Annotated in this window: 35 protein-coding genes and 1 pseudogene; all 36 read left to right on the forward strand. The window is 55.0% G+C overall.

All coding sequences use genetic code 11. The annotated features are described in order from the left end of the window. The first annotated feature begins 984 nt into the window (after positions 1-984). The gene (locus IPM31_11845; protein ID MBK9007674.1) at positions 985-4,890 is read left to right on the forward strand and encodes a DNA-directed RNA polymerase subunit beta; all 3,906 of its coding nucleotides are present in this window, start codon (positions 985-987) and stop codon (positions 4,888-4,890) included. Between the two features lie 165 nt (positions 4,891-5,055). Then, on the forward strand, positions 5,056-5,472 hold the full coding sequence (gene rpsL, locus IPM31_11850) for a 30S ribosomal protein S12 (protein ID MBK9007675.1): 417 nt from the start codon (positions 5,056-5,058) through the stop codon (positions 5,470-5,472). Between the two features lie 19 nt (positions 5,473-5,491). Then, positions 5,492-5,959, forward strand: coding sequence for a 30S ribosomal protein S7 (gene rpsG / locus IPM31_11855; protein MBK9007676.1), 468 nt, complete (start codon positions 5,492-5,494; stop codon positions 5,957-5,959). Positions 5,960-5,997: 38 nt separating this feature from the next. Continuing rightward, complete coding sequence (gene fusA / locus IPM31_11860; protein MBK9007677.1) at positions 5,998-8,073, forward strand: elongation factor G; 2,076 nt, start codon at positions 5,998-6,000, stop codon at positions 8,071-8,073. Positions 8,074-8,099: 26 nt separating this feature from the next. Beyond that, a pseudogene (gene tuf / locus IPM31_11865) lies at positions 8,100-9,303 on the forward strand (elongation factor Tu). A gap of 8 nt (positions 9,304-9,311) precedes the next feature. After that, positions 9,312-9,620, forward strand: a complete 309-nt coding sequence (gene rpsJ / locus IPM31_11870) for a 30S ribosomal protein S10 (GenBank protein MBK9007678.1) — start codon at positions 9,312-9,314, stop codon at positions 9,618-9,620. A gap of 196 nt (positions 9,621-9,816) precedes the next feature. Next, positions 9,817-10,443, forward strand: a complete 627-nt coding sequence (gene rplC, locus IPM31_11875) for a 50S ribosomal protein L3 (GenBank protein ID MBK9007679.1) — start codon at positions 9,817-9,819, stop codon at positions 10,441-10,443. 19 nt (positions 10,444-10,462) lie between these two features. Next, a complete protein-coding gene (gene rplD, locus IPM31_11880) occupies positions 10,463-11,092 on the forward strand; it encodes a 50S ribosomal protein L4 (GenBank protein ID MBK9007680.1) in 630 nt (209 codons plus the stop codon). Between the two features lie 9 nt (positions 11,093-11,101). Further along, positions 11,102-11,404, forward strand: a complete 303-nt coding sequence (gene rplW, locus IPM31_11885) for a 50S ribosomal protein L23 (GenBank protein MBK9007681.1) — start codon at positions 11,102-11,104, stop codon at positions 11,402-11,404. Continuing rightward, a complete protein-coding gene (gene rplB / locus IPM31_11890) occupies positions 11,404-12,240 on the forward strand; it encodes a 50S ribosomal protein L2 (GenBank protein ID MBK9007682.1) in 837 nt (278 codons plus the stop codon). The genes rplW and rplB overlap by 1 nt, the downstream gene beginning before the upstream one ends. Before the next feature lie 16 nt (positions 12,241-12,256). Further along, complete coding sequence (gene rpsS / locus IPM31_11895; protein ID MBK9007683.1) at positions 12,257-12,544, forward strand: 30S ribosomal protein S19; 288 nt, start codon at positions 12,257-12,259, stop codon at positions 12,542-12,544. 12 nt (positions 12,545-12,556) lie between these two features. Then, positions 12,557-12,910, forward strand: coding sequence for a 50S ribosomal protein L22 (rplV, locus tag IPM31_11900; protein MBK9007684.1), 354 nt, complete (start codon positions 12,557-12,559; stop codon positions 12,908-12,910). A gap of 9 nt (positions 12,911-12,919) precedes the next feature. Further along, positions 12,920-13,669, forward strand: coding sequence for a 30S ribosomal protein S3 (gene rpsC / locus IPM31_11905; protein MBK9007685.1), 750 nt, complete (start codon positions 12,920-12,922; stop codon positions 13,667-13,669). Between the two features lie 32 nt (positions 13,670-13,701). Then, positions 13,702-14,124: a 50S ribosomal protein L16 gene (gene rplP / locus IPM31_11910; GenBank protein ID MBK9007686.1), complete on the forward strand. Its 423-nt coding sequence runs from the start codon at positions 13,702-13,704 to the stop codon at positions 14,122-14,124. Beyond that, positions 14,121-14,342: a 50S ribosomal protein L29 gene (rpmC, locus tag IPM31_11915; protein MBK9007687.1), complete on the forward strand. Its 222-nt coding sequence runs from the start codon at positions 14,121-14,123 to the stop codon at positions 14,340-14,342. The genes rplP and rpmC overlap by 4 nt, the downstream gene beginning before the upstream one ends. Beyond that, the gene (gene rpsQ / locus IPM31_11920; GenBank protein ID MBK9007688.1) at positions 14,339-14,626 is read left to right on the forward strand and encodes a 30S ribosomal protein S17; all 288 of its coding nucleotides are present in this window, start codon (positions 14,339-14,341) and stop codon (positions 14,624-14,626) included. Before rpmC ends, rpsQ begins: the two co-directional genes overlap by 4 nt. A 3-nt stretch (positions 14,627-14,629) precedes the next feature. Continuing rightward, a complete protein-coding gene (rplN, locus tag IPM31_11925) occupies positions 14,630-15,001 on the forward strand; it encodes a 50S ribosomal protein L14 (GenBank protein ID MBK9007689.1) in 372 nt (123 codons plus the stop codon). Between the two features lie 18 nt (positions 15,002-15,019). Next, entirely contained in the window at positions 15,020-15,358 is a 339-nt protein-coding gene (gene rplX / locus IPM31_11930) for a 50S ribosomal protein L24 (protein MBK9007690.1), read from the forward strand. An 18-nt stretch (positions 15,359-15,376) separates the two neighbouring features. After that, positions 15,377-15,925, forward strand: coding sequence for a 50S ribosomal protein L5 (rplE, locus tag IPM31_11935; GenBank protein MBK9007691.1), 549 nt, complete (start codon positions 15,377-15,379; stop codon positions 15,923-15,925). Positions 15,926-15,928: 3 nt separating this feature from the next. After that, positions 15,929-16,111: a type Z 30S ribosomal protein S14 gene (locus IPM31_11940; protein ID MBK9007692.1), complete on the forward strand. Its 183-nt coding sequence runs from the start codon at positions 15,929-15,931 to the stop codon at positions 16,109-16,111. Between the two features lie 13 nt (positions 16,112-16,124). Continuing rightward, complete coding sequence (gene rpsH / locus IPM31_11945; GenBank protein MBK9007693.1) at positions 16,125-16,538, forward strand: 30S ribosomal protein S8; 414 nt, start codon at positions 16,125-16,127, stop codon at positions 16,536-16,538. 14 nt (positions 16,539-16,552) lie between these two features. Beyond that, on the forward strand, positions 16,553-17,101 hold the full coding sequence (gene rplF, locus IPM31_11950; protein ID MBK9007694.1) for a 50S ribosomal protein L6: 549 nt from the start codon (positions 16,553-16,555) through the stop codon (positions 17,099-17,101). 3 nt (positions 17,102-17,104) lie between these two features. After that, entirely contained in the window at positions 17,105-17,470 is a 366-nt protein-coding gene (locus IPM31_11955) for a 50S ribosomal protein L18 (GenBank protein ID MBK9007695.1), read from the forward strand. Between the two features lie 15 nt (positions 17,471-17,485). Further along, positions 17,486-18,031 carry a 30S ribosomal protein S5 gene (gene rpsE, locus IPM31_11960; protein MBK9007696.1) on the forward strand — a complete coding sequence of 182 codons (546 nt, stop codon included), beginning with the start codon at positions 17,486-17,488 and terminating at the stop codon, positions 18,029-18,031. After that, complete coding sequence (gene rpmD / locus IPM31_11965) at positions 18,024-18,227, forward strand: 50S ribosomal protein L30 (GenBank protein ID MBK9007697.1); 204 nt, start codon at positions 18,024-18,026, stop codon at positions 18,225-18,227. The genes rpsE and rpmD overlap by 8 nt, the downstream gene beginning before the upstream one ends. 3 nt (positions 18,228-18,230) lie before the next feature. Continuing rightward, the gene (gene rplO / locus IPM31_11970) at positions 18,231-18,695 is read left to right on the forward strand and encodes a 50S ribosomal protein L15 (protein MBK9007698.1); all 465 of its coding nucleotides are present in this window, start codon (positions 18,231-18,233) and stop codon (positions 18,693-18,695) included. Positions 18,696-18,711: 16 nt separating this feature from the next. After that, positions 18,712-20,085: a preprotein translocase subunit SecY gene (secY, locus tag IPM31_11975; protein ID MBK9007699.1), complete on the forward strand. Its 1,374-nt coding sequence runs from the start codon at positions 18,712-18,714 to the stop codon at positions 20,083-20,085. Positions 20,086-20,099: 14 nt separating this feature from the next. Next, positions 20,100-20,756 (forward strand): adenylate kinase, encoded by a 657-nt coding sequence (locus IPM31_11980; protein ID MBK9007700.1) that lies wholly within the window; start codon positions 20,100-20,102, stop codon positions 20,754-20,756. Further along, the gene (gene map / locus IPM31_11985) at positions 20,753-21,523 is read left to right on the forward strand and encodes a type I methionyl aminopeptidase (protein MBK9007701.1); all 771 of its coding nucleotides are present in this window, start codon (positions 20,753-20,755) and stop codon (positions 21,521-21,523) included. The genes IPM31_11980 and map overlap by 4 nt, the downstream gene beginning before the upstream one ends. 89 nt (positions 21,524-21,612) lie before the next feature. After that, on the forward strand, positions 21,613-21,726 hold the full coding sequence (gene rpmJ / locus IPM31_11990) for a 50S ribosomal protein L36 (GenBank protein MBK9007702.1): 114 nt from the start codon (positions 21,613-21,615) through the stop codon (positions 21,724-21,726). Between the two features lie 8 nt (positions 21,727-21,734). After that, positions 21,735-22,121 carry a 30S ribosomal protein S13 gene (gene rpsM, locus IPM31_11995; GenBank protein MBK9007703.1) on the forward strand — a complete coding sequence of 129 codons (387 nt, stop codon included), beginning with the start codon at positions 21,735-21,737 and terminating at the stop codon, positions 22,119-22,121. Positions 22,122-22,136: 15 nt separating this feature from the next. After that, positions 22,137-22,541: a 30S ribosomal protein S11 gene (gene rpsK, locus IPM31_12000; protein ID MBK9007704.1), complete on the forward strand. Its 405-nt coding sequence runs from the start codon at positions 22,137-22,139 to the stop codon at positions 22,539-22,541. 24 nt (positions 22,542-22,565) lie between these two features. After that, positions 22,566-23,216: a 30S ribosomal protein S4 gene (gene rpsD / locus IPM31_12005; GenBank protein ID MBK9007705.1), complete on the forward strand. Its 651-nt coding sequence runs from the start codon at positions 22,566-22,568 to the stop codon at positions 23,214-23,216. A gap of 80 nt (positions 23,217-23,296) precedes the next feature. After that, positions 23,297-24,247 (forward strand): DNA-directed RNA polymerase subunit alpha, encoded by a 951-nt coding sequence (locus IPM31_12010; GenBank protein ID MBK9007706.1) that lies wholly within the window; start codon positions 23,297-23,299, stop codon positions 24,245-24,247. Between the two features lie 6 nt (positions 24,248-24,253). Beyond that, complete coding sequence (rplQ, locus tag IPM31_12015; protein ID MBK9007707.1) at positions 24,254-24,631, forward strand: 50S ribosomal protein L17; 378 nt, start codon at positions 24,254-24,256, stop codon at positions 24,629-24,631. A gap of 71 nt (positions 24,632-24,702) precedes the next feature. Beyond that, entirely contained in the window at positions 24,703-25,458 is a 756-nt protein-coding gene (gene truA, locus IPM31_12020; GenBank protein MBK9007708.1) for a tRNA pseudouridine(38-40) synthase TruA, read from the forward strand. Positions 25,459-25,571: the final 113 nt, after the last annotated feature.

Raw genomic sequence — 25,571 nt, forward strand, 5'->3', positions numbered from 1 at the left:
GCCGAGGCGAGGTTGATGCGGACCGACATGCTTTCTGAAATCCCGAAACTCTCATGAAGCAGATACAACACCAAGTTGAGGGCGAGCAAGACAAATCCGCCAATGTATCCCAAAGCAAACCCATAAGATGAGACCCGGTCGCGTTCCTCCTCGCTGGCAATATCCGGCAGATATGCGTTGTAGAAAACCAGCGCCGCGCCAAAGGACAGGTTAGCAATGATAAATAGGATCGGACCGAGAGTCCACGTGTCGAGGGTGACAAAGAACATGCCAATTGTCGCCAATGCGCCAATCGTTGCGAAAAGTTGAAGCATTTGCTTGCGGCGATGAGAGTAATCGGCAATGGCGCCCAAAATGGGTAGAAAGCCCGCCTGAAATACAACAGAAAGCGATATGGCAAAAGCGATGACCGCTTCGGGCGCAACTGGAAGGCCGAGGAATTTAACGACCAACGGTTGTCCGCTTGCCTCGGTCCAGGCCGCGCCGGTTCTTGCAAGAAATTCAGATTCCGCAACTGCCGTGGCAAGCCCTCTAACGTACGGTCCCAGAAAAACCGAACCAATTGTGGTGCTGAACGCCGAGTTTGCCCAGTCGTACATTGCCCAGCCAAAAATTTCGCGCCGATCATTTATCGTGGATTGTGCTGTTGTCATTGCGTCCTCCCGGTTTTGAGGTGAGTGTCGTATATCTAAACCCCGTGTAACCTAATCAAGTTGCGAAATATCTTGCTTGTGATAGAATCACCCTAATCGCAATGAGGGAATGGGTTGAAATTCATCTCTTAAATCCCTTGCGTATATCAAACCCTTCATATATAATCAAGTTTTGCTATCCCGCTCATCGCGCGGGATGGCTTCGTGTGTTTACTAACTCTTGAACGCATCCCAAATTTGAATTGCATCTGTTACCCGGCAAGCACTAAATTCAGGGATGAGAGTGGGTACTTCGTAACGGCGCACAGACATATAGCCAGGAGCGAACCAAATGTCTTCCACTTTGCCTCGTAAAACCTACGCCCGTATCCCTGTCAACATCAAACTCCCCAACCTCATCGAAGTCCAATTGGATTCATTCGAACGCCTCAAAAAAGAGGGACTGGGCGACCTCTTCCATGAGGTGTCGCCGATCGAATCGTATAACAAAGGGATGAAGCTGTTTTTTCCCGGTCGGGGACCCGAAGCCAAACAATGGGGCTTAAAATATTGGTTTGGCGATCCCAAACACACCATCGAAGAGTGTGTGGAGCGCGACCTGACCTACGCAAGCCCATTATACGTTTCGGTCTTACTGGCAGGCGCCGATGTGCCTGAGCCGATTAAGCAGGATATCTTTCTTGGCGATTTCCCCGAGATGACCGACAAAGGCACGTTCATTATTAACGGAACGGAACGCGTGGTCGTTTCGCAGTTGATCCGCTCCCCGGGTGTATATTTCGAAGCCCCCACGGATCGCGCGACGGGTCGCCTGCTCGCCATGTCCAAGTTGATTCCAGACCGCGGCGCGTGGATGGAGTTCGAAACCCGAAAATCCGATTACATCATCCTGAAGTTCAACCGCAAACGCACGGTGCCGATTACGGTGTTCCTGCGCGCATTAGCGGCGGTCGATGATGGGATAAAAGATTCGCCGCTCAAACTTGGAACAGATGAAGAGTTGTTGTCGCTATTTCAAGATGTGGACAATAATCCGGAACGTCTATTCCTGCCCTCTACTTTAAAACAGGAACCTGAATGGGACCTTTCCGGCGGACTGACCATCGCCGAAGCGGCGCTCATTGAGTTCTTCAAGAAAATGCGCCCTGGCGATCCTGCCACGCTGGACAATGCCCGGCAGTTCCTCGAGGAGCAGCTATTCGACCAGAGGCATTATGACCTTGAGCGCGTTGGTCGCTATAAATTGAATCAGAAACTCGATCTCAACGTCCCGATTCCGCACCGCACAGTCACCAAGAACGATGTGATTCGGCTCATCCGACGGATGATCCAGATCAATAATGGCGTCGAGCCTGCGGATGACATCGACCACCTCGGTAACCGCCGCGTGAAGACGGTGGGTGAGTTGATCCAAAACAAGCTCCGCATCGGGCTCCGACGTATGGAGCGCGTGATTAAAGAGCGCATGTCCATTCGTGATCAGGAGCAATTATCGCCGGTGACGCTGGTCAATATCCGCCCGGTCGTTGCCGCTCTGCGTGAATTCTTCGGCTCGTCACAGCTTTCTCAGTTTATGGATCAAACCAACCCGCTTGCCGAGTTGCGCCACAAACGCACTCTTTCTGCCTTGGGACCTGGCGGCTTGCGGCGCGAACGCGCTGGTTTCGATGTGCGCGATGTGCATCACTCGCACTATGGCCGCATCTGTCCGATCGAGACGCCTGAGGGTCCAAACATCGGTTTGATCGGCCGCCTTGCGTCGTTTGCGCGGGTGAACGAGTATGGCTTCATTGAAACCCCGTATCGCAAAGTCTTCCGAGTTATGGAAGCGGACGATGAGCGCCTTGAGGGTCGCACCTTGCGTGAAAAAATTGTCGACCCGAAATCGGAAGAAGTGTTGTTCGAGGCTGGCGAAACCATAGATTCGAAGATGATGAAGAAGATCTCCAAGCTGGCGCAGCCGGTGGAGATTGTTCCGTATGTATCAGACCAATTTGATTATCTTTCTGCCGATGCGGAAGACAAATATGTGATTGCCCAGGCGAATGCGCCACTTACAGAGAAAAAAGAATATGTGCGTGAGCGCGTATCCTGCCGATATCACTCCGGTTTTATTTTCTCAGTGCCCGAATCGGTTGATTACATGGATGTTGCGCCCCATCAGGTGGTCGGAATCAGCGCCGCGCTGATTCCGTTTCTTGAGCACGACGACGCCAACCGCGCGTTGATGGGGTCCAATATGCAGGCGCAGGCTGTGCCGCTGGTGCGCCCGGAGGTCCCGCTTGTTTCGACAGGCATGGAATATCACGCCGCGTTGGATTCGGGTCAGGTGGTGGTGGCAGAGGCTGACGGTGAAGTAACGTCGGTAACCGGAAACACGATCACCGTCCGCGAACGAGGCGGAAGTAATCACACGTATCAACTCCGCAAGTATCAACGATCCAATCAATCCACGTGCATTGACCAGCGCCCGGCTGTCGTCAAAGGACAGAAGATCAAGAAGGGCGATATCATCGCTGATTCTTCGTCTACAGAAAGCGGTCAGTTGGCGCTAGGGCAAAATGTGGTGATCGCTTTCCTTTCATGGGAGGGCGGGAATTTTGAAGATGCGATCTTGATCTCTGAACGACTTGTGCAGGAAGACCGCTTCACGTCGGTGCATATTGAAAAATATGAGGTGGAAGCGCGCGATACGAAGCTAGGGCCCGAGGAGATTACCCGCGATATCCCGAATGTCGGCGAGGATGCGATCAAAGATTTAGACGAGAACGGCATCATCCGCATTGGCGCGGAAGTCGGTCCAAACGATATTCTCGTTGGCAAGATCACGCCGAAGGGTGAAAAAGAATTAACCCCGGAGGAGCGGTTGTTGCGAGCGATCTTCGGTGAAAAGTCGCGCGATGTGAAAGACACATCTCTGCGCATGCCGCACGGTGAACGCGGCAAAGTGGTGGATGTGAAAGTGTTCACGCGCGAAGAAAATTCCGATCTATCAGCGGGCGTGGATATGATGGTGCGTGTTTCGGTCGCGCAACGCCGCAAGTTAACCGCGGGCGATAAGATGGCAGGACGACATGGGAATAAAGGTGTCGTCTCGAAAGTAGTGCCTGTGGAGGACATGCCTTTCCTCGAAGACGGCACTCCGGTGGATTTAATTTTGAATCCGCTGGGTGTTCCCGGACGTATGAACATCGGCCAGGTTTTGGAAGTTCATCTGGGCTGGGCGGCGAAGCGGTTGGGGTATCGCGCGGTCACGCCGGTGTTCGACGGCGCATCTGAAGAGGAGATCGAAGCCGAACTCGCCCGCGCCTGGATTATTGATGAGGCTTGGAAGGAAGTGGGAGTGAAAGCGTGGGAATGGATCAAGGAGCAGGAGTATGATCCTGAGTCGATTCAGGACGATGATGAAGTACGGCGCCTCTACCTTGAAGAGTGGCTGAGTAAGCGCAAGTATGATGCCTACGATCTGAACGATGTGGATTATGCTCGCCTTGCCACAGCAACCGAATGGTTACGTGACCGGGATTACGACCCCGATACTATTTTTTATCCGGACGAGATCAACCCGAAAGATCGGACGGAATACAATGATGCGGCAGTGAACGCCTGCTTACGCTTGTGGATCGAAGCCCAGGGTCATGCTGGGCGAGTGGCTGAGGCGCGCTTGATGGATGTTGCTCAGGAGATCGTTAATTCCACGGGTCAGCCGCTGCCGATCCTTGGCAAGCAAACCCTTCGTGATGGTAAAACCGGTATCCCGTATGATCAGCCTGTGACCGTAGGCGTGATGACGGTATTGAAATTACACCACCTTGTTGAAGATAAGGTTCACGCGCGTTCTACCGGTCCATATAGTTTGGTAACGCAACAGCCCCTGGGCGGTAAAGCGCAGTTCGGTGGTCAACGTTTCGGTGAAATGGAAGTGTGGGCGCTTGAAGCGTATGGCGCGGCATATACATTGCAAGAAATGCTGACGGTCAAGTCTGATGATGTGCAGGGACGCGTCAATACATATGAAGCGATCGTCAAGGGCGAGCCGATTGAAGAGCCAAGCATCCCCGCGTCGTTCAGGGTGCTGGTCAAAGAGTTGCAATCGCTGGGGTTGGCAGTGGAAGCTGTTAGCGAAGGCGGTGATGTTGTCAAGTTTGGAAAAGATGAGGAGAAACAGCATCCGCCTCGCATGGATACCGGCTTGCTGGGCATTGGAGACAACTTAACAGCGAAGCGAAAATCTTGACGATTATATTAATAGCGTGATAAAATCTCGCTCCGTTGCCAATTGAAAAAGGCGGCATTACCCCCGCTTGCATGGCATTACCTTGTGAGGCCATCACAGATCGACTTGATGGCCTCATTTTGTGCAAAAAAACTTTGTGAATAATTTTATTATCGGAGGCTGATCGTGCCGACAATCAATCAAATGGTCCGCAAGGGCCGCAAGAGCAAGAAGGCGAAAAGCAAGGCGCCGGCTTTTCAATTCACCTTGAACACTTATAAACAGCGGCGCATCCGCCAGGATAAAGGAGCGCCGCAAAAGCGCGGTGTATGTACGGTCGTTCGTACTATGACGCCGAAGAAGCCGAACTCCGCGCTGCGCAAGATTGCGCGTGTGCGTCTCACAAATGGCTTGGAAGTGACTGCCTATATCCCCGGTGAAGGTCACCAGTTGCAGGAGCACTCCGTGGTTCTTGTCCGCGGAGGTCGTGTAAAGGACTTGCCCGGCGTTCGCTATCACATTGTGCGCGGCTCGCTGGATACGACCGGTGTTGCTAATCGCAAACAGGCGCGTTCCAAGTATGGCGCGAAGCGTCCGAAGTAAACTGATGGAGTAATGACAGATGCGTAGAGCAAAACCTGAAAAACGGGAGATTCTCCCTGATATCCGTTACAACAGCGTCCATGTGCAGACGATGGTTCAACACGTCTTGAAACGCGGTAAAAAGAGCACTGCCATTGGGCTGATCTATGGCGCGATGGATTTGATCAAAGAGCGCACCGAGAAGAATCCAATGGACGTTTTCGACGGCGCTCTTAAAAATGTTTCGCCCGCCATGGAAGTCCGCCCTCGGCGCGTGGGCGGGGCGACATATCAAGTGCCGATGGAAGTTTCGACGGACCGTCGCACCACGCTGGCGATCCGCTGGATTCTGACCGCGGCGCGCGAGCGTTCCGGCAAATCTTTCCCGGACAAACTTGCCGGTGAATTGATCGACGCATTCAACGAAACCGGCGCGGCGATCCGCAAGCGAGACGAAACCCACAAGATGGCGGAAGCTAACCGCGCATTTTCACATTATCGTATTTGAGTGTTTTTGAAATCCTAACAAAAGGTGTTTAACTAAGAATGGCTCGCGAGTATCCGCTTGAGAAATATCGAAATATAGGGATCATTGCCCACATTGACGCCGGGAAAACAACCACGACCGAGCGGATCATGTTCTATACCGGCAAGACTCACCGAATTGGTTCCGTTGACGATGGAACCACGGTGACCGACTGGATGGTGCAGGAACGCGAACGCGGAATTACGATCGTGTCTGCGGCTGTTTCTGCTGAATGGAAAGGCTATCAGTTCAACTTGATCGATACGCCGGGACATATTGACTTCACCGCTGAAGTTCAGCGTTCACTACGCGTCTTGGACGGGGGGGTGGTGGTCTTCGATGCGGTACAAGGCGTCGAGCCCCAAAGTGAAACCGTTTGGCGTCAGGCGGACCGCTACAGCGTGCCGCGGATCTGTTTCGTTAATAAGATGGATCGTGTCGGGGCTTCATATGAGCGCACCATTGACACCATCATTGATCGTCTTGGCGCCAACCCCATCGCAATGCAGATCCCTATCGGATTTGAGGCGACATTCAAAGGCGCCATTGATCTTCTTTCGATGCAAGCAGTCATTTGGGAAGACGATCTCGGTAAAGAGCCAAAAATAACGGATATTCCGGCGGAAATGCAAAAAGACGCCGAGCAAGCCCGCGCAAAAATGGTGGAGAAGATCGCGGAACTCGACGATGAACTGACAATGAAATACCTTGAAGGTCAGGAAATCAGCATTGACGAACTCAAAGCCGCCTTGCGTAAAGGCGTGCTTGCCGTCAAAGCCGCGCCTGTTTTCTGCGGTTCTTCATTAAAGAATAAAGGCGTTCAGGTTCTACTGGATGCCGTAGTTGATTATCTTCCCTCCCCGGCTGATAAGCCGATCGTAACCGTATCGGTTCCCGATGAGCCGGAAAACACTTTTGAGATACCCGCGCAGGATGGTAGCCCGTTGAGCGCGCTGGTATTCAAGATCGTTACCGATCCCTATGTGGGGCGCTTGGCTTATGTTCGTGTGTACTCCGGCGTTGTCAGCCAGGGGCAAACTGTTCAAAACACAACCAAGCGAGGCAAGAAAGAACGTATCGGTCGTTTGATCCGTATGCACGCCGATCGCCGCGAAGATGTGACCGAAATCCGCGCTGGGGATATTGGCGCAGTTCTAGGCTTCAAAGAAAGCTTTACCGGCGATACGCTGTGCGACACGAAAGCCCTCGTTCTTGAAACCATCTCCTTCCCTGAGCCGGTGATTTCGATTGCTGTCGAGCCGAAAAGTTCCTCCGATCAAGAAAAAATGGGAGAAGCTCTTCGTAAACTGGCGGAAGAAGACCCAACACTCCACGTAAATTCGGATGAAGATTCCGGCCAGACTATTCTGCGCGGCATGGGCGAGTTGCATCTCGATATTATTGTAGACCGCCTCCTCCGCGAGTTTAGAGTTCAGGCAAATGTCGGCGCGCCCCGCGTGGCGTTCCGCGAGTCCATCACCAAAGTCGTCAAGGAAGTGGATTACAAATACGCGAAGCAATCCGGTGGTAAAGGTCAATACGGGCATGTCGTATTTTCCCTTGAGCCGGGTGAGCGTGGCAGCGGAATTGTCTTTGAAAATAAGATCGTTGGCGGCGCCATTCCGAAAGAATACATTAACCCGATTGAAAAAGGAATCAAAGAAGCGGCGGATGGCGGCGTGCTTGCCGGTTATCCCGTTGTAGACATCAAAGTGACGTTGTTCGACGGTTCCTTCCACGAAGTCGACTCAAGCGAAATGGCGTTCAAGATGGCGGCGATTTTGGGTTTCAAAGAAGGCGTGCAAAGAGGCAATGCTATTTTGCTCGAGCCGATGATGAAGGTTGAAGTTGTCGTGCCGGAAGAATACCTTGGCGATGTGATGGGACAGATTAATAGCCGCCGAGGGATGATCCAAGGCATGGAAGTCCGTTTGGGCAATGCGCAAGCGGTGCGCGCTATGGTCCCGTTGGCTGAAATGTTCGGCTATGCCACACAACTCCGTTCTGCCACCCAGGGGCGTGGCGTGTTCAATATGGAATTCGATCACTATGCGCCGGTTGCAAAATCGGTCGCGGAAGAAATTTTGAAAGCTTAACTCGTTTTTATATCAAGGAGACTCTTATGGCGAAGGAAAAATACGATCGGAGTAAACCGCATCTGAACGTGGGGACGATGGGGCACATCGACCACGGGAAGACGACATTGACGGCGGCGATCACCAAGGTAGCGGCCTTGGCGATCGGGTCGGGAGAAGTGAAAGCGTACGACCAGATCGACAACGCGCCGGAAGAAAAAGCGCGCGGCATCACGATCAACATTTCGCACGTGGAATACCAGACGGCGAAGCGGCATTATGCGCACGTGGACATGCCGGGGCACCGCGACTACATCAAGAACATGATCACGGGCGCGGCGCAGGTGGACGGGGCGATCCTGGTGGTGGCGGCGCCGGATGGGTCCGATGCCGCAGACGCGGGAACACGTGCTGTTGGCGAGGCAAGTGGAAGTGCCGAGCATCGTGGTGTTTCTCAACAAAGTGGACATGATGAACGACCCCGAGTTGCTGGAGTTGGTGGAGTTGGAGTTGCGCGAACTGCTGAACAGCTACGGCTTCCCGGGCGACACGACGCCGATCGTGCGCGGGTCTGCGAAACAGGCCTTAGACAGCGCCTCGAAGGATCCGAACGCGCCGGAATACGAGAGCATCAAAGAGTTATTGCGGGTGATCGACGAATACATTCCCGAACCCAAGCGTGAGATGGACAAACCGTTCATGATGGCGGTGGAAGACGTGTTCTCGATCAAGGGGCGCGGGACGGTGGTGACGGGACGTGTGGATCGCGGCGTGGCGAAGAAAGGCGACCCCATCGAGATCGTGGGCTTGCGCGAGACCAAGAGTTCGGTCATCACGGGAACGGAAATGTTCCACAAAGAATTGGATGAAGTGGTGGCTGGCGACAATGCGGGCATTCTGCTCAGAGGCATCGAGCGTGAAGACGTGGAGCGCGGGCAGGTGTTAGCCAAGCCGGGCTCGGTGACGCCGCACAAGAAATTTCTGGCGGAAGTGTACGTGCTGAAGAAGGAAGAAGGTGGGCGGCACAAGGCGTTCTTCAGCGGGTATCGCCCGCAGTTCTACATCCGCACGATGGATGTGACGGGCAACATTGAACTGCCGCAAGGCGTCGAGATGGTGATGCCGGGCGACAACGTGAACCTGACCGTGGAACTGATCGTGCCTGTGGCGTTGGAGCAAGGCTCCAAGTTCGCCATCCGCGAAGGCGGCCTCACCGTCGGCGCCGGCGTCGTTACTAAGATCATTGAATAGGCGATGTCATGACGAAACAGAAGATCCGCATCCGTTTGAAGGCGTACGATCATCGCGTCCTTGACTCGACCGCCAAGCGCATTGTCGAAACTGCCGAACGCAGTGGCGCGCATGTTGTTGGTCCCGTGCCCTTGCCAACCAAGACTGAACGGTTTACAATACGGCGCTCGACATTCATAGATAAAGACTCGCACGAGCATTATGAGATCCGCACGCACAACCGCTTGATCGATGTGCTTGACCCGGACTCGAAGACAATCGATATGTTGATGCGCTTGTCATTGCCTGCGGGCGTGGATATCGAAATAAAAATTTAGTTGGTCGTTATACAGAGAGTAGAGACCGGCTCGAATGGAAACTCTACTCTCTCATTTCGCCAGCGCAAGAACGGCGTTGCGCGGGACAACAAAAACCTGTATGTCCCAACAACCCGTTTACTGCGCTGTCCGGAGATGATGCAGCCCAAGCCCGGGCTGACAGTCTCGCAAAATCTTTTGAAGGAGAAAATTGAGCATGTTAAAAGGGCTTATTGGACGGAAGATCGGCATGACCCAGATCTTCGATGAGAAAGGCGTCGCGTATCCTGTGACGATCATCGAAGCTGGGCCATGTTACGTTACGCAGGTCCGCACACAGGATCGGGATGGGTATGCGGCTGTTCAAGTTGGGTTTGAAGAACTTCACCCTAAAAAATTGTCGGCAGGCGCGCTTGGGCATTTGAAGTCGAATGACCTGCCGCCGCTTCGCTTTCTGCGCGAGTTTCGCTCGAAGGAAGCCGCCAGCGTTGGCGACAAACTGACAGTGGATGTTTTCAAAGTCGGCGAAAAAGTAGATGTGATCGGCACAAGCAAAGGCAAAGGATTTGCCGGCGCAGTCAAACGCCATCACTTCGGCGGCGGCAAGAAGACGCACGGTCAATCTGACCGCCATCGCGCTCCCGGTTCGCGTTCATCGGGAACCACCCCCGGGCGCGTGTTCAAAAATGCGCGCGGCGCCGGTCATATGGGGAGTGACCGCGTTACCGTCTCTGCCATGAAAGTGATCATGGTGGATACGGAACGCAACCTGCTTGGCATTCACGGCGCTGTGCCCGGAGGCAAAGGCGGCGTGGTGATGATCAAAGAGGCGCGCAAGCAGTAGGCGCAAAGGATTTGATGAGATGAAAGTAGATGTTTTCAACCTCGAAGGTAAGAAGATTCGCGAAGTGGAACTTCCCTCTGCGATCTTTGAAGCCCCTATTAATGTAGATTTGATGCACCAGGCATACCAGCGCCAGCTGGCAAATGCGCGCCTTGGCACGCACGATACCAAGGTCCGCGGCGAAGTTGTCGGTGGCGGCGCAAAACCTTGGAAACAAAAGGGAACGGGCCGCGCCCGCCAAGGTTCGCGCCGCGCCGCCCAGTGGGTGGGAGGCGGTCGCATCCATACCCCGCATCCGCGCAGTTACGAACAGCGTATGCCCAAGAAAATGAGACAAGCCGCGTTGCGCTCCGCCCTTTCTGTAAAGGCAAAGGAGGCAGGCGTGGTTGTTGTGGATGAACTGACCATTTCCGAACCGAAGACCAAAGTAATGGCGCTCGCGTTGAACAATCTTGTAGGCGATAAGTCTGCCCTGGTTGTTCTACCGCAAAAAGACCAATCCTATGAAGTTGCCATGCGAACGATTGGCAATCTCGACGATGCCAAAGTGTTGCTCGCTGGTTACCTGAATATCCGCGATCTGTTCACCTATGACAAACTCGTGTTGCCTGTGACGGCAATCGATGCCCTGACCGCGAATCTAGGATAGGAGACAGAGATGACCACTGTGTACGATATTTTACGCCGTCCACTCATCACAGAGAAATCGAATTATCTCTCCGGCAAATTGAATCAATATTCATTTGTCGTTGCAGATTTTGCCACGCGCAAGTCCGTGAAGGACGCTGTTGAGACCTTGTACGATGTGAAGGTCGAACGTGTCAACATTATCAACACCTCCGCCAAGCGCGGTCGCAGAATGCGAAGCCGTCGTATGTTGGTTCGTAAAGCCAGCGTCAAGAAAGCGATCGTCACGTTGGCAGAGGGTCAAACCCTGCAAATCTTTGAAGGTGTGCAATAATGCCAGTCAAAAAGTATAAACCCGTAACACCGGGCACCCGCGGGATGACCGGTTACACATTTGACGAGATTACCAAGTCCAAGCCGGAACGCTCGTTATTAGTTCCGCTTCGTAAAAGCGGCGGAAGAAACGCCTACGGCCGCGTGACCGTTCGCCATCGCGGCGGTGGACATCGCCGTTTCATCCGCTTGGTGGATTTTAAACGCGATAAGCGCGGCATTCCCGCCAAGGTGGCGGCGATCGAGTACGATCCCAACCGCACGGCGCGCCTTGCCCTGTTGCATTACATAGATGGCGAAAAACGTTACATTATTGCCCCGCTCGATCTCAAGGTCGGCGATACAGTCATGGCTGGCGCAGGAGCCGAAATCCGTTCCGGCAATTCGCTTCCGATTTCAAATATCCCCGTCGGCACGCTTATCCATAACATCGAAGTCCAGGATGGACGCGGCGGCCAGTTGGTTCGTTCCGCAGGCGGCGCGGCGCAATTACTTGCCAAAGAAGGCGATTTTGCGCAAGTGCGTATGCCATCTGGTGAAGTGCGCTTGATCCGCCAGACTTGTTATGCAACGATCGGTCAGGTTGGCAATCTCGATCACGGCAATGTCAAACTTGGAAAAGCGGGTCGCAAACGCCATAGAGGCATCCGCCCGGCAGTGCGAGGTTCGGCTATGACCCCGCGCGACCATCCCCATGGCGGTGGTGAAGGACGCCAGTCCATTGGTTTACCCGGACCGAAGAGTCCGTGGGGCAAGCCCACCCTGGGTTACAAGACCCGCCGTAACAAGAAGACGAATCAGTATATCGTGCGCCGTCGCTCCAAGACGAGCCGCTAATTGAGTTGAGGTAAGAATGTCACGATCATTGAAAAAGGGACCCTTCGTGGAGCCCAAGTTGTTGAAAAGAATCGAAGCGATGAATCAGAAGAGCGAGAAGAAAGTGATTCGCACCTGGAGCCGCGCCAGTGTGATCTTCCCGCAGATGGTTGGTCATACGATCGCCGTCCATGATGGACGCCGGCATGTGCCGATCTACATCACCGAGAATATGGTTGGTCACCGCCTGGGCGAATTTGCCCCCACGCGCACCTTCCGCGGCCATACCATTGGCGAGAAAGCCGCCACGCCCGCGGCATCATAAGGAATTTGAGTCATGCATGATATTCAAGCACACTTGAAGTTTCTTCCGATGTCTGCGCAAAAGGTGAGGCTGGTCGTCGACCTCGTGCGAGGCAAAGATGCGAACGACGCGCTCGAAATGCTCCGCTTTGTGAACAAAGCCGCGGCATTGCCGGTGCGAAAATTGCTGGCTTCCGCGGTTGCCAATGCGGAAGAAAACCTCGGCATCAGCCGCGACGACCTGTTCGTGGCGCAGATCTTTGCAAACGAGGCTCCCACGCGCAAGTGGAGGCGTTTCGGCGCCCGCGGACGTTTCAAGCCGATTCTTCGCCGCAATTCGCATATCACTGTGGTCCTGCGCGAGCGCGGGGCGTCACCGGAGTCATAAGGAGAAGTTATGGGTCGTAAAGTTCATCCGATTGGAATGCGGCTTGGAATCAATCAGGGTTGGCAGGGGCGCTGGTTCGCTGAAGGCGCCGAATATCGTCAGCACCTGCACCAGGATTTTGCCATTCGCAATCTTTTGCTCGGAATTCCTTCAAAAGGCGGCGCCGCCAAAAGCACAGAAGTCCGTAAATTGCGCAAAGACCTGCCCGACACTGTGAAGAACCGCAAAGCAGGCATCTCCCGGGTGGAAGTAGAACGCTATCCCGGCAAGATCAAGGTTTCGATTCACACCGCCAAGCCCGGTATTTTGATCGGGCGCAAAGGCGAAGGCGTGAAAAAGATCCGCGCGGGGCTGGAAGCGCTGGTTGGGAAAAAGGTCGACCTCGATATCAAAGAGATCGGCTCGCCCGATACCGACGCGATGCTGGTTGCGCACAATATTGCCGACCAACTCGAACGTCGTATCGCTTATCGCCGCGCCATGAAGCGCGCCATTCAGCAAGCCATGAAGCAGGGCGCCGAGGGCATCAAGATCATGGTCGGCGGTCGCTTGGGCGGCGCGGAAATGTCGCGCGATGTCTGGTTGCGCGAGGGACGCGTCCCATTGCAAACCCTGCGTTCGAATGTGGATTTCGCCATCTCTGAGGCGACCACCACATACGGTCAGATCGGTGTAAAAGTCTGGATCTACAAGGGCGAAGCGAAGCCCGAAGTGGAAGAAAAGGTTGAGGCGACTGAAGGCGTGTACGTCAGCCAGTAGCAAATTCAGAGCCGTCTTTTGAGGTAGTGATTATGTTGATGCCAAAACGTGTAAAGTGGCGCAAGCAAATGCGCGGTCGTATGCGAGGGAAAGCCCTGCGCGGCGCGGAAGTCAGTTTCGGCGAGTTCGGCTTACAGGCGCTTGAGCCCGGTTGGGTCACAGCGCGACAGATCGAAGCCGCGCGCCGCACCATCGTCCGCGAGATGAAACGTCGTGGAAAAGTCTGGATTCGCATCTTCCCAGCGAAGCCGTTCACACACAAGCCGCCCGAAACCCGCATGGGTTCCGGTAAAGGGAACGTTGAATATTATGTGGCGGTTGTCAAGCCTGGCCGTATTATGTTCGAAGTGGGCGGTCTGGATTCTGCCACAGCGGTGCAAGCGCTTAAGAATGCGCAATATAAATTCTCGATCAAGACCAAGGTCGTTGCGCGGCACGAAGGAGAGCAGGCATGAAGGCTGTAAAAGCGAAAGATTTGCGTAACGACCAGCCCGGCCAGATCGAAGGCAAACTGACGGATGCGCGCGACGAGCTAATGAAATTGCGGTTCCAGCAGGTAACTGGCCAATTAACCGACACCAGCCGCGTGCGAATCCTGCGCCGCCACATTGCCCGCATGTTGACTATTTTACGCGAGCAAAAAGCCGCGGAACCCAAGGAAGGTGAAGCATGAACAATCGTCGTCGCGTGACTGGTGTGGTTACCAGCAACAAGATGACCAAGACGGTTGTGGTCGAGGTGAAGCGGGTTTTCCGTCATCCCTTGTATCGCAAGGTCGTCCATTCGAGCAAGCGCTTCAAAGCGCATGATGAGATCGGTTGCCAGGTGGGCGACCAGGTCGAATTGGTCGAATCCAAGCCATTGTCTCGGACAAAACGCTGGGTGGTTGAATCCATTGTCAAGCGCGAAGTGCGCACCGCAGATACCGGCGTTGCAGACTTAAAGGCGGAGGAATAAGCCATGATCCAGCACGAATCCCGTCTTAAGGTGGCAGATAACTCCGGCGCGCGCGAACTGCTCGTCATCCACGTGCTGGGCGGCTCCACCCGCAGGTACGGCAGTATCGGCGATGTAGTCGTCGCTTCAGTGAAGTCCGCTTCACCGCAAGGCGGCGTGAAAAAGAGCGAGAAAGTGCGGGCGGTCATCGTCCGTTGTTCGAAGGAATGGCGGCGCGAAGACGGTTCCTACATCAAGTTTGACGATAACGCCGCGGTATTGTTGGACGCCGATGGCGTAAACCCCAAAGGCACGCGCATTTTTGGTCCTGTTGCGCGCGAGTTACGTGAAAAAGGCTTCATGAAGATCGTTTCACTCGCTCCGGAAGTGCTGTAGGTTGGAGGATTAATAAGAATGAAAGTCAAGATTCGCAAAGGCGACACCGTGCAAGTCATCAGCGGGCGCCTCGAAGATAAAGGCAAGCGCGGCGAAGTCATCAACGTGATCCTCGATACGCGCCGCGTGATCGTGCAGGGTGTCAACATCCGCACCAAACACCAGCGGCAAGTGCAGACACAGTCGAACCGCAACATCAACCCCGGGCGGATTCACTTCGAAGGACCGATTCACATCTCAAACGTGATGCTGGTCTGCCCGACGTGCAAGGAACCCACACGGGTCGGCGTCAAACGCGACGAGGATGGCGTGCACCGCATCTGCAAGAACAAAGAATGCCAGGCGATCATCGCCTAGCCGCGGAGTATTTGAAGAATGAATAGATTACAAGAAAAATACAACAGCGACGTTGTTCCCGCACTGCGCAAGTCGTTCGAATTCAAGAACATCATGCAAGTGCCGCGTGTGGATAAGGTCGTGGTAAACATCGGCATGGGCGAGGCAATGGACAACCCCAAAGCCCTCGAAGCCGCCGTCAACGACCTGACAATCATCACCGGGCAAAAACCGATCATGACCAAGGCGCGCAAAAGCATTGCGAACTTCAAACTGCGCGAAGGGCGCCTGATCGGCACCAAGGTTACCTTGCGCGGCGACAAGATGTGGGCGTTCCTCGATCGCTTGATGACAACGGCTCTGCCGCGCGTGCGCGATTTCCGCGGCGTGTCGCCCAACGCCTTCGATGGACGCGGCAATTACACCCTGGGCTTGCGCGACCAGCTGATCTTCCCGGAGATCGAATACGACAAAATCGACAAACTGCGCGGGATGGAAGTCACCATCGTGACCACCGCGAATAATGATAACCAGGCGCGTGCCATGTTGCAATTGCTTGGAATGCCGTTTAGCAAGAAGGAAGCATAATTTATGGCGAAGAAATGTATGCAATATCGAGAGTCCCGACGGGCGCATCAAAGCCAGGTCCGCAACCGCTGTGTGCGTTGCGGCAGACCGCGCGGATATATCCGCCGCTTTGGCTTGTGCCGCATCTGCTTCCGCGAACTCGCGTTGCAGGGGAAAATCCCCGGCGTTGTGAAGTCTTCATGGTAGGCGAGGTGATAGCATGTCTATAAACGACCCAATTGCCGATATGCTCACCCGCGTTCGCAATGCCGTGATGGCAGGGCACGCGCTGGTGGCAATGCCGAACTCCAAGCTCAAACTGGAGATTGCAAAGATCCTCAAGGACGAAGGGTACCTCGAAACGTTCGAGGTAGTGGACGGCGAACCTGCCGCTCACAAGACCTTACGACTCAAGATCAAATATGTGGGCGAACGCCGCGAGAAAAAACCGGTCATTTCCGGACTGGAACGCGTGAGCACGCCCGGACGACGAATTTACACTAAGAAGCAGGACATCCCCTGGGTGCTTTCCGGGATCGGCGTTGCCATCCTCTCGACGCCCAAAGGTGTGATGACCGGCGCGCGCGCCCGACAGCTCGGCGTGGGCGGCGAAATCCTGTGTAAAGTGTGGTAAGGCAGGAGGTTTCAGTGTCTCGTATTGGACGTTTACCCGTGGCGATCCCGGGCGGTGTGCAGGTGACTGTGCAAGGCTCAGATGTGCACGTAAAAGGACCGAAAGGCGAACTCAAACGCGCGTTCTCTCCGCATATTGCGATTACGATGGAGGATGGGCAGGTTGTGGTGAAGCGTAATTCGAATCACCCCGCTGAACGCGCCCTTCACGGCACCACCCGCGCAGTGATTGCAAACATGGTGCGCGGTGTCAGCGCCGGCTTTGAAACGGTGCTTGAAGTGGAAGGCGTGGGATACCGCGCTGAAATGGAAGGAAAGAATCTGGCGCTGTTTGTGGGCTATTCGCACCCAGTCAAGGTGGAACCGCCTGCCGGCATTTCCTTCGAAGTGGATTTGAAAACCCGCCAGATCAAGGTACAGGGATTCGACCGCGAAGTGGTTGGGCAAACCGCCGCTGAAATTCGCGGTGTGCGTCCGCCAGAGCCATATCATGGCAAAGGCATCCGCTATGCGGGTGAACGAGTCCGCCGCAAGGCTGGCAAAGCCGCGAAAGGAGCCAAGTAAGCCATGGCGAATAAATCACGATTGTTGGCGCGAACCCGCCGGCATGCGCGTGTCCGCAAACATATGGCGGGCACAGCTCAACGTCCGCGTTTGAACGTGTTCAAGAGCCTGTCTGCGATTTACGCGCAGGTGATCGACGATAGCGCGGGCCGCACGCTCGCCTCCGCATCCACTGTGGATAAGGACCTGCGCGCGAAAGTAAAAGGCATGAAGAAGTCTGAGCAGGCAAAAATGATCGGGCAGGCGATCGCTGAACGCGCAAAGGGCAAGGGCATCCAGTCCGTTGTGTTCGACCGCGGCGGGTTTCGTTATGTGGGTCGCGTGAAGGCGCTGGCTGACGGCGCGCGCGAAGGCGGCTTGCAGTTTTAGGTTCGTGGAGAACAAATGGCAGAATACAACAAAAATCAACAGGATTTTGAAGCCCAAGACCAATTCGAAGAGCGTGTGATCGAAATTGCGCGCGTAGCGAAAGTGGTGAAAGGCGGACGTCGCTTTCAGTTCCGCGTAACTGTTGTGGTGGGCGACAAGAAGGGAACCATCTCGATGGGCGTGGGTAAGGCGAATGCCGTACCGGACGCGATGCGCAAAGCGTCGACGCGCGCCCGCAAGAAGATGAAAGTTGTCAACCTTTCCGGCACCACCATCCCGCACGAAGTGCTCGGGCGCGTGGCTGGCGCGAAAGTGATGCTCAAGCCCGCTTCGCCTGGCACCGGCGTGATTGCGGCAGGCGGCGTGCGCGCTGTGCTTGAGGTGGCTGGTGTGCGCGACATTCTCACGAAATCACAAGGAAGCGCGAACGTGTTGAACGTGGTGCAAGCCACATTTGACGCGCTCGGTCAGTTACGATCCCCGGCCGAGGAAGCCGCGCGACGCGGCAAGAACGTGAACGATCTCTTGCCGTTCTGGGAGCGGAGGAAGCAACATGCCTAAGAAAGAATCGCAGGGCAAAACCCTTTTTGTGACGTTGGTGAAAAGCCCGATCGGCTATACCAAAGACCAACGCGCCACCGCGCGGGCATTAGGCTTGCGCCGTTTGCAACAAACCATTGAACATAAAGACACCGAAGCCATTCGCGGGATGATCAACAAGATCGTCCACTTGGTTCACGTGGAAGAAGCAGGATAGACGATGAAACTTCATGAATTAGCACCCAACCCGGGTTCCAAAAAGAATCGCAAGCGCGTCGGTCGCGGCATCTCCGCGGGGCAGGGCAAGACAGCCGGTCGCGGCACCAAGGGTCAGGGTTCGCGCTCCGGTGAAGGCGGCAAGATGTATCGCCAGGGCGGCAACCTGCCCTTTTATCGTCGCTTGCCGTTCATGCGCGGTCAGGGATTTACCCCGCTCAATCGCGTCGACTACAACGAAGTGAATCTGGACCAGCTTTCCGCGGCGTTCAAAGCCGATACAGAGGTTACGCCTGAAACGATGACCGAAGCCCATTTATTGCGCGACCCCCGTAACCCGGTGGTAATTTTAGGTCGCGGCGAGATGACCATAGGTCTTAAAGTTCGCGCGCATCGCGTCAGCGCGGGCGCCAAAGCCAAAATCGAAAAAGCAGGCGGCAGTGTGGAACTGATCGCCGCATCCGAGTAGGTATCTGAGGAACTTCATGGCTGAAAAGAACAAACCATCTGCTTGGCGATTTTTGTGGACGTCGGAAGATATCCGCCGGAAATTGCTGATCACGCTTGGAATCCTGTTGATCTTTCGCATCGCCGCAAATGTTCCCGCCCCGGGCGTGGATCGCGCCGCGTTGGAAGCGTTCCTTCAGCAGAGCCGGTCTGGGAACTTTCTCGATTTCCTAAACCTGCTCTCCGGCGGCACGATCTCAAATTTCTCGCTTCTTTCCATGGGTGTGTATCCGTATATCACGGCGCAGATCATCCTGCAATTATTGGTGCCGATCATCCCCGCGTTGCAGAAACGCATGGAAGATAACCCGCGCGAGGGCCGCCAATGGATGGAGAAGTGGACGTATTATCTTGCCGTGCCGATGGCAATGCTTTCGGCAATCGGACAGATCAATATATTCAACTCCATCGCTTCGCAAACCATCATTCCGTTCGGTTTCACGCCCGACCTATGGCTGTCGTCGCTCACTACCTTGCTGGTGATGACCGCCGGCACCATGTTTGCCATCTGGCTCGGCGAGTTGATCTCGGAATACGGTATCCGCGGGCAGGGGCTCTCGCTCATTATCTTTGCCGGCATTGTGTCGCAAATCCCGCAGAACATCCAAGTCATATTATTGGATGAAACCAACCGCTGGATTTTGCTTGGGATCATGATCTTCGTCATCATCCTCACTGTGGTTGCGGTCGTGTACGTCCAACAGGGGCGCCGCAATGTGCCGATCATGTTCGCCCAAAAGGCGCAAGTGTTTCAAGCCATTCAACGCGGACGGACGATCAAGACCCCTCAACCTTTTCTGCCGCTGTTGGTGAACCTCTCCGGCATGATCCCGTTGATCTTTGCAAGCGCCATCCTGCAATTCCCGGCAATCGTGGCGAGTTATTTTGTCACCTCGGAAACCCAATGGGTGGCAAATTTTTCGACAAGCGTTGTGAACTTTTTCAATGCCAGCGGCGCGAACTCATGGGGCTACTGGACGTTATACTTCCTCATGGTCGTTTCCTTTACCTATTTCTACACGACGGTTATTTTCGACCAGCAGAATTACGGTGATAACTTGAAACGCCAACGCATTCAGATCCCCGGTGTGCCGGAAGGCGCGCCGACCCAAAGGTATTTGAGCCGCATTCAAAGCCGCATCACATTACCGGGCGCGCTCTTGCTGGGCGTTGTGGCGATCATGCCGTTCCTCATTCAAGTGGTATATCCACCGGCGAGCAATAACGCCGGGTTGTTCCTGGTGTCATCGTCGGGCTTGTTGATCGTAGTCGGCGTGGTTCGTGATACGGTTGCCAATATCGAATCCGAGCTGAAGAACCGCTACGAAGATATAAAACTTCTAACCAGCTAGAGAAGAGACCTGTCATGCCGACATATATTGTCCTCATCGGACCACCCGGAGTTGGCAAAGGCACGCAGGCAAATCGTTTATCTGAGCGGACAGGGCTTGCCCACATCTCCTCAGGCGATCTCTTCCGTGAGAACATTAAGAACCAAACCGATTTGGGAAAGCTTGCCCAGACCTTCATGAGCAAGGGCGACCTGGTGCCGGATAACGTGACCATTGCGATGATCAAAGACCGCCTCGCTCGTCCCGACTGTGAAACTGGCGCCATCTTGGACGGTTTTCCCCGCACCCCGGCGCAAGCGACCGCGTTGGAAGAAATGCTCCAGACCTTCCACGGGCGGGTGAATGTTGTCCCGCAGATCATTGCTCCGCGCGATGAGTTGATCAGCCGCCTGAGCGGGCGCTGGACCTGCCGCGAGAGCGGTCACATCTTCAACGAGAAGACCAACCCGCCCAAAAGAGCAGGGGTGTGCGATATCGACAGTTCAGAGTTATATCAACGCGATGACGACAAATCGGAAACCGTCACGCGCCGTATCGAAGTGTATATGGAGCAAACAACGCCGTTGATCAAGTATTACCGCGATCACGGCAAGTTGGTAGAAATTAATGGATTACAGGCCATCGATCAAGTGACACAAGATCTGATGGACGCCTTGAAAACCAGATCATGAGTTGGGCTCGCCAAATTCACCTCAAGAGCCAGGCTGAACTGCAGACCATGCGCGCGGCCGGGCGAATCAACGCGGAAGTCTTGGCGACTGTACGAGCACTTTTAAAACCGGGTGTTTCCACCGCCGATCTCAACGCGGCTGCTGAGGATGTGCTGAGGAAACACAAGTGTGTATCGCCGTTCAAAGGTTATGGGCGCCCGCCCTTCCCGACCTCGATCACGGTGAGCATCAACCGCGAACTCGTCCATGGGATCCCGAGTAAGAAACGGATCCTAAAAGAGGGCGACATTGTTTCAATAGATTGCGGAACGGCGCTCAACGGGTTGGTGGCGGATTCGGCTTTGACTGCCGGGGTGGGAGAAATCTCTCCCGAAGCCCGCAACCTGCTGAAAGTCACAGAAGAAGCGTTGGCGTTCGGCATCGAGAAAATGCGCGTGGGCAACCGCACCGGCGACGTGTCTGCGGCGATACAAAAACATGTGGAAAGTAACGGCTATTTCGTCACGCGCGAATACACCGGCCACGGTGTGGGCAGGCAGATGCACGAAGGTCCCCAATTGCCGAACTACGGCAAAGCCGGGACTGGCTTGCCGCTCAAACCGGGCATGACAATAGCCATCGAACCCATGGTCCTGATCGGGACGGAGCAAACACGCGTGCTCCCCGATCACTGGACAGTGGTTTCGGCAGACGGATCATTGACGGCGCACTTCGAGCATTCGGTCGCTGTCACCGAAGGAGACCCCTTAATCCTGACTGTCCCGTGATCCTGCCTGATTCGGCTAGACGAACAAATTACGTGCGTGTATAATCAAAACTTCGGCTGTTTTAAGAAAGTTGTAAGGAGTCAATTGAAATGAAAGTTTCACCATCGATACGGAAGCGCTGCGCCAAATGCAGAGTCATTCGGCGCAAAGGCAGAGTATTTATCATCTGCGAAAATCCTAAACACAAACAACGACAGGGATAGAGTAAACCATGGCGAGAATTGAAGGCGTTGATTTGCCCCGCAATAAGCGGGTAGAAGTAGGTCTGACCTATTTATATGGGATCGGACCGACGCGCGCGCGTAACATCCTTGCCCAGACCAAGGTAAACCCGGACACCCGGGTGAAGGACCTGTCTGAGGCGGATGTGCAAGTGATGCGCGAGTTTATTAGTAAAAATTACAAGGTCGAAGGCGACCTGCGCCGCGAGGTCCAGATGAGCATCAAGCGTCTCATCGAAATTGGCTCGTATCGCGGTTTGCGCCATCGCCGCAACTTGCCTGTCCGCGGCCAGCGTTCGAAGACTAACGCGCGCACCCGCAAAGGCACCAAGAAAACCGTCGCCGGTCGCGGTCGTCGCCGCGGCGCGAAGAAGTAAAGAGGCAGAAGAATTATGGCTCAAAGCGTACGTTCCACGCGCCGTTCGGCTGGCGCCAAGAAAGCCAAGCGCGCCCTGTCGGCTGGACAAGTGCACATCTTTGCATCGTTCAACAACACCATCGTTACCGTCACCGACATGGAAGGCAATACCATTGCATGGGGGAGCGCCGGTTCGGCCGGTTTCAAAGGCTCGCGTAAAAGCACTCCGTTTGCGGCTCGTCTTGCCGCCGAGCAGGCAATCAAAGCCGCGCAACAACTCGGAGTTCAAGAGGTTGAGTTGTATGTGAAGGGACCTGGCCCCGGCCGCGAGAATGCCATCCGCGCGGTGCAAGCGATGGGTCTCAAAGTCCGCTTGATCTCGGATATCACACCGATCCCGCATAACGGTTGTCGCCCGCCCAAAAAGCGACGCGTGTAATCAAGTAAAAGAGGATAGTTATTTATGTCGAAAAATCTTTCTCCGGTATGCAAACTTTGCCGGCGCGAAGGCGAAAAATTGTATCTGAAAGGGGAGCGTTGCTTCACTCCGAAGTGCGCGTTTGAACGTCGCAGTTTTGCCCCGGGTCAGCACGGCAAGACCGGCGGACGCGGCGGTCCCAGCCGCACCGGGCGCGAATCGGATTATCTTCGCCAGTTGCGCGCCAAACAACGCGCCCGCCGCGTGTACGGGGTATTGGAGCGACAATTCCGCCGCTACTTCGAAACAGCCTCCAGCCGCCGCGGTCTGCCGGGTTTGAACCTGCTTCAAATCCTCGAATCCCGGTTGGATAACATCGTCTTCCGCCTCGGGTTCGCCTCCAGTCGCTCGCAAGCCCGCTTATTGGTGACCCATGGTCATTTCACTGTGAACGAACGCCGCACCGATGTGCCCTCCATGCTCCTCAAAGAAGGCGATGTGGTGGCTGTCCGTGGCGGTTCGCGCGCTCTGGCTTACTTCAAAGGGGTTGGCGATCTTGCCGATGCCCGCACATCGCCGAGCTGGCTGAACCGCGATACAAAATCGTTGACCGGTTCGATCCAACGCTTGCCGGACCGTTCCGAGATCGACGGGATCTTGAACGAACAATTGATAGTTGAATACTACTCACGGTAGTAGTTGGTATTGGCGCCGCCCGTTTTCTGGGCGGCAAAAACTGGAATTTATAGAGGTGAACCGTGACGGGTATTACGAATATGGTTATGCCTAAGATCGAGCGCGAGGCTGAGGCTCGAAACTATGGCAAGTTTGTCATCAGCCCACTGGAGCGCGGCTACGGCGTTACGCTGGGAAACGCTCTCCGACGCGTGTTGCTCTCCTCCCTGGAGGGAGCCGCCGTCACCGCGATTCGAATCGCGGATGTGTTGCACGAATTTAGCGAGATCCCCGGTGTGCGCGAGGATGTCATCCAGGTGATGTTGCAGGTTAAGCAGTTGCGCATCAAGCTGGACGGCGTGGATAGCACTCGTATGCACCTCGAAGTGCGCGGCGAAGGGACGGTTACCGCGGCGGATATTATCACCCCCGCAGAGGTGGAGATCGTGAACCCGGAATTATTCCTGTTCACCGTCGATAACCCCAAGACCAAACTCGATCTTGAGTTCACGGTCGAGCGCGGACGCGGCTACTCGCCAGCCAACGAACGAAGCGGGCACATGCCCATCGGCGAACTGCCGATCGACGCCATCTACAGCCCGGTCAAGCGCGTGAACTGGGAAGTAACCTCAGCCCGCGTGGGGCAGAGCACGAACTACGATAAACTGAACCTTGAAATCTGGACGGACGGAACCGTCTCGCCCGAGCGCGCCCTCAGCACAGCGGCGAAATTGGTCATCGACCACCTGCGCTATATCGCCGGCGTCAGCGAGGAAACGCTTACTGTTTCCATCGAAAAAGAAGTGAGCGGGAGCCGCATGAGTAGCGAAGTCGCCGACACCCCGGTCGAATCGCTCGACCTCTCGGTGCGCGTTTTCAATTCGCTCAAACGCACCGGCATCACCACCGTTGGCGATGTGCTCGACCTGCTCGAAAAAGGCGAGAACGCAGTTATGTCCATCCGGAACTTCGGTGAAAAGAGCCTCGATGAACTGCGCGTCAAGATGCAGGAAAAAGGCTACCTCAAAGACGAGAAGAATTCTGCGGAGTAATTTGCAATGCGACATCAAGTATCCGGTTACCGATTGGGTCGTTCGACAGGCGCGCGTACCGCGCTGCGTCGCAACCTGATCAAACAATTTTTTACGCACGAACGCATCCAGACCACAAAAGCGAAAGCCGCCGCCATTCGCGGCGATGCCGAACGCCTCATCACGCTCGCCCGCAACAGCGCGGACGCGACACCTGATCAGAAGGTCCATGCGCGACGACTCGCCATTTCGAAACTTGGCGATAATCAACTCATCAAACGCTTGTTCGACGAAATTGCGCCGCGCTATGCCACTCGCAACGGCGGGTATACCCGCGTGTTGAAGCTCGGTCCGCGCATGGGCGATTCGGCTGAGATGGTGATTTTGGAATTGGTGGAAGAATAAATCGTAGTAACGACTTCAGTCGTTATTCCGTTCGCTCAGCAGTTCAACTGCTGAACGAACGGAGAATGTAAATGGCACGTTACCAATTGACTCTTGCCTACGACGGCACAGACTTCTTCGGAAGCCAGCGGCAGGCAAAGAAACGAACGGTGCAAGGCGAACTTGAAAAGGCTTTGCGCGGACTCGGATGGTCGGATCGTTCGGCGCTCCTCTCGGGGAGGACGGACACCGGCGTTCATGCGACGGGGCAGGTTGCCGTGTGCGACCTCGACTGGACTCACACGGGTGACGAACTCGTCCGCGCGTTGAACGCCAAACTGCCCGGCGACGTTTCGGTGTGGGACGCGCAGATCGTCCGCGATGATTTTCATCCGCGCTTCGACGCAACCTCGCGGACGTATAGTTATCAGTTGTTTTACGATACGTTGCGCAACCCCATCCGTGAACGGTTTGCGTGGAGAGTGAATCACACGCTCGACGATGAACTGCTGAAGCAAGCCTCGCACGCACTGACCGGCACGCACGATTTTTCATCCTTCGGCTCGCCGACAACCCCCAAAGGGACAACGGTGCGGACGGTGAAGAAAGCGCAATGGCATCGGATCGCAAAGGATCAATGGCGGTTCGAAGTGGAAGCGGATGCCTTTTTATACCGCATGGTGCGGCGGCTGGTCTTCGTGCAGGTCGCTGTGGGGCAGGGAAAGATTCGCCCGGACGCGATCGCCGAAAGTTTGGCGAGGCAGGCTGGGAACCGGAAGCGAAGCGCGCTTCCATCTGGTCTCGCTCCCGCGCATGGGCTGACGCTCATCCACGTGAAATATCCGTAAAGGAAAAATGCGTAGTAACGACTTTAGTGTTTGGTGGGGGGGGGGGGGGGGGGGCCCACGAAAACCTTTTCGTGAAGTATCAAGAGTCAATGAAATAGAAATTATCGAAGATT

Origin of the sequence: Candidatus Defluviilinea gracilis, assembly GCA_016716235.1 — a bacterium.
GTDB classification, from domain to species: Bacteria; Chloroflexota; Anaerolineae; order Anaerolineales; family Villigracilaceae; genus Defluviilinea; species Defluviilinea gracilis.

Bases quoted from the DNA above. Each gene is read 5' to 3' on its own strand.
- IPM31_11845 (MBK9007674.1), top strand. From the start codon at position 985: ATGTCTTCCACTTTGCCTCGTAAAACCTACGCCCGTATCCCTGTCAAC.
- rpsG (MBK9007676.1), top strand. From the start codon at position 5,492: ATGCGTAGAGCAAAACCTGAAAAACGGGAGATTCTCCCTGATATCCGT.
- fusA (MBK9007677.1), top strand. From the start codon at position 5,998: ATGGCTCGCGAGTATCCGCTTGAGAAATATCGAAATATAGGGATCATT.
- rpsJ (MBK9007678.1), top strand. From the start codon at position 9,312: ATGACGAAACAGAAGATCCGCATCCGTTTGAAGGCGTACGATCATCGC.
- rplC (MBK9007679.1), top strand. From the start codon at position 9,817: ATGTTAAAAGGGCTTATTGGACGGAAGATCGGCATGACCCAGATCTTC.
- rplD (MBK9007680.1), top strand. From the start codon at position 10,463: ATGAAAGTAGATGTTTTCAACCTCGAAGGTAAGAAGATTCGCGAAGTG.
- rplW (MBK9007681.1), top strand. From the start codon at position 11,102: ATGACCACTGTGTACGATATTTTACGCCGTCCACTCATCACAGAGAAA.
- rplB (MBK9007682.1), top strand. From the start codon at position 11,404: ATGCCAGTCAAAAAGTATAAACCCGTAACACCGGGCACCCGCGGGATG.
- rpsS (MBK9007683.1), top strand. From the start codon at position 12,257: ATGTCACGATCATTGAAAAAGGGACCCTTCGTGGAGCCCAAGTTGTTG.
- rplV (MBK9007684.1), top strand. From the start codon at position 12,557: ATGCATGATATTCAAGCACACTTGAAGTTTCTTCCGATGTCTGCGCAA.
- rpsC (MBK9007685.1), top strand. From the start codon at position 12,920: ATGGGTCGTAAAGTTCATCCGATTGGAATGCGGCTTGGAATCAATCAG.
- rplP (MBK9007686.1), top strand. From the start codon at position 13,702: ATGTTGATGCCAAAACGTGTAAAGTGGCGCAAGCAAATGCGCGGTCGT.
- rpmC (MBK9007687.1), top strand. From the start codon at position 14,121: ATGAAGGCTGTAAAAGCGAAAGATTTGCGTAACGACCAGCCCGGCCAG.
- rpsQ (MBK9007688.1), top strand. From the start codon at position 14,339: ATGAACAATCGTCGTCGCGTGACTGGTGTGGTTACCAGCAACAAGATG.
- rplN (MBK9007689.1), top strand. From the start codon at position 14,630: ATGATCCAGCACGAATCCCGTCTTAAGGTGGCAGATAACTCCGGCGCG.
- rplX (MBK9007690.1), top strand. From the start codon at position 15,020: ATGAAAGTCAAGATTCGCAAAGGCGACACCGTGCAAGTCATCAGCGGG.
- rplE (MBK9007691.1), top strand. From the start codon at position 15,377: ATGAATAGATTACAAGAAAAATACAACAGCGACGTTGTTCCCGCACTG.
- IPM31_11940 (MBK9007692.1), top strand. From the start codon at position 15,929: ATGGCGAAGAAATGTATGCAATATCGAGAGTCCCGACGGGCGCATCAA.
- rpsH (MBK9007693.1), top strand. From the start codon at position 16,125: ATGTCTATAAACGACCCAATTGCCGATATGCTCACCCGCGTTCGCAAT.
- IPM31_11955 (MBK9007695.1), top strand. From the start codon at position 17,105: ATGGCGAATAAATCACGATTGTTGGCGCGAACCCGCCGGCATGCGCGT.
- rpsE (MBK9007696.1), top strand. From the start codon at position 17,486: ATGGCAGAATACAACAAAAATCAACAGGATTTTGAAGCCCAAGACCAA.
- rpmD (MBK9007697.1), top strand. From the start codon at position 18,024: ATGCCTAAGAAAGAATCGCAGGGCAAAACCCTTTTTGTGACGTTGGTG.
- rplO (MBK9007698.1), top strand. From the start codon at position 18,231: ATGAAACTTCATGAATTAGCACCCAACCCGGGTTCCAAAAAGAATCGC.
- secY (MBK9007699.1), top strand. From the start codon at position 18,712: ATGGCTGAAAAGAACAAACCATCTGCTTGGCGATTTTTGTGGACGTCG.
- IPM31_11980 (MBK9007700.1), top strand. From the start codon at position 20,100: ATGCCGACATATATTGTCCTCATCGGACCACCCGGAGTTGGCAAAGGC.
- map (MBK9007701.1), top strand. From the start codon at position 20,753: ATGAGTTGGGCTCGCCAAATTCACCTCAAGAGCCAGGCTGAACTGCAG.
- rpmJ (MBK9007702.1), top strand. From the start codon at position 21,613: ATGAAAGTTTCACCATCGATACGGAAGCGCTGCGCCAAATGCAGAGTC.
- rpsM (MBK9007703.1), top strand. From the start codon at position 21,735: ATGGCGAGAATTGAAGGCGTTGATTTGCCCCGCAATAAGCGGGTAGAA.
- rpsK (MBK9007704.1), top strand. From the start codon at position 22,137: ATGGCTCAAAGCGTACGTTCCACGCGCCGTTCGGCTGGCGCCAAGAAA.
- rpsD (MBK9007705.1), top strand. From the start codon at position 22,566: ATGTCGAAAAATCTTTCTCCGGTATGCAAACTTTGCCGGCGCGAAGGC.
- IPM31_12010 (MBK9007706.1), top strand. From the start codon at position 23,297: ATGGTTATGCCTAAGATCGAGCGCGAGGCTGAGGCTCGAAACTATGGC.
- rplQ (MBK9007707.1), top strand. From the start codon at position 24,254: ATGCGACATCAAGTATCCGGTTACCGATTGGGTCGTTCGACAGGCGCG.
- truA (MBK9007708.1), top strand. From the start codon at position 24,703: ATGGCACGTTACCAATTGACTCTTGCCTACGACGGCACAGACTTCTTC.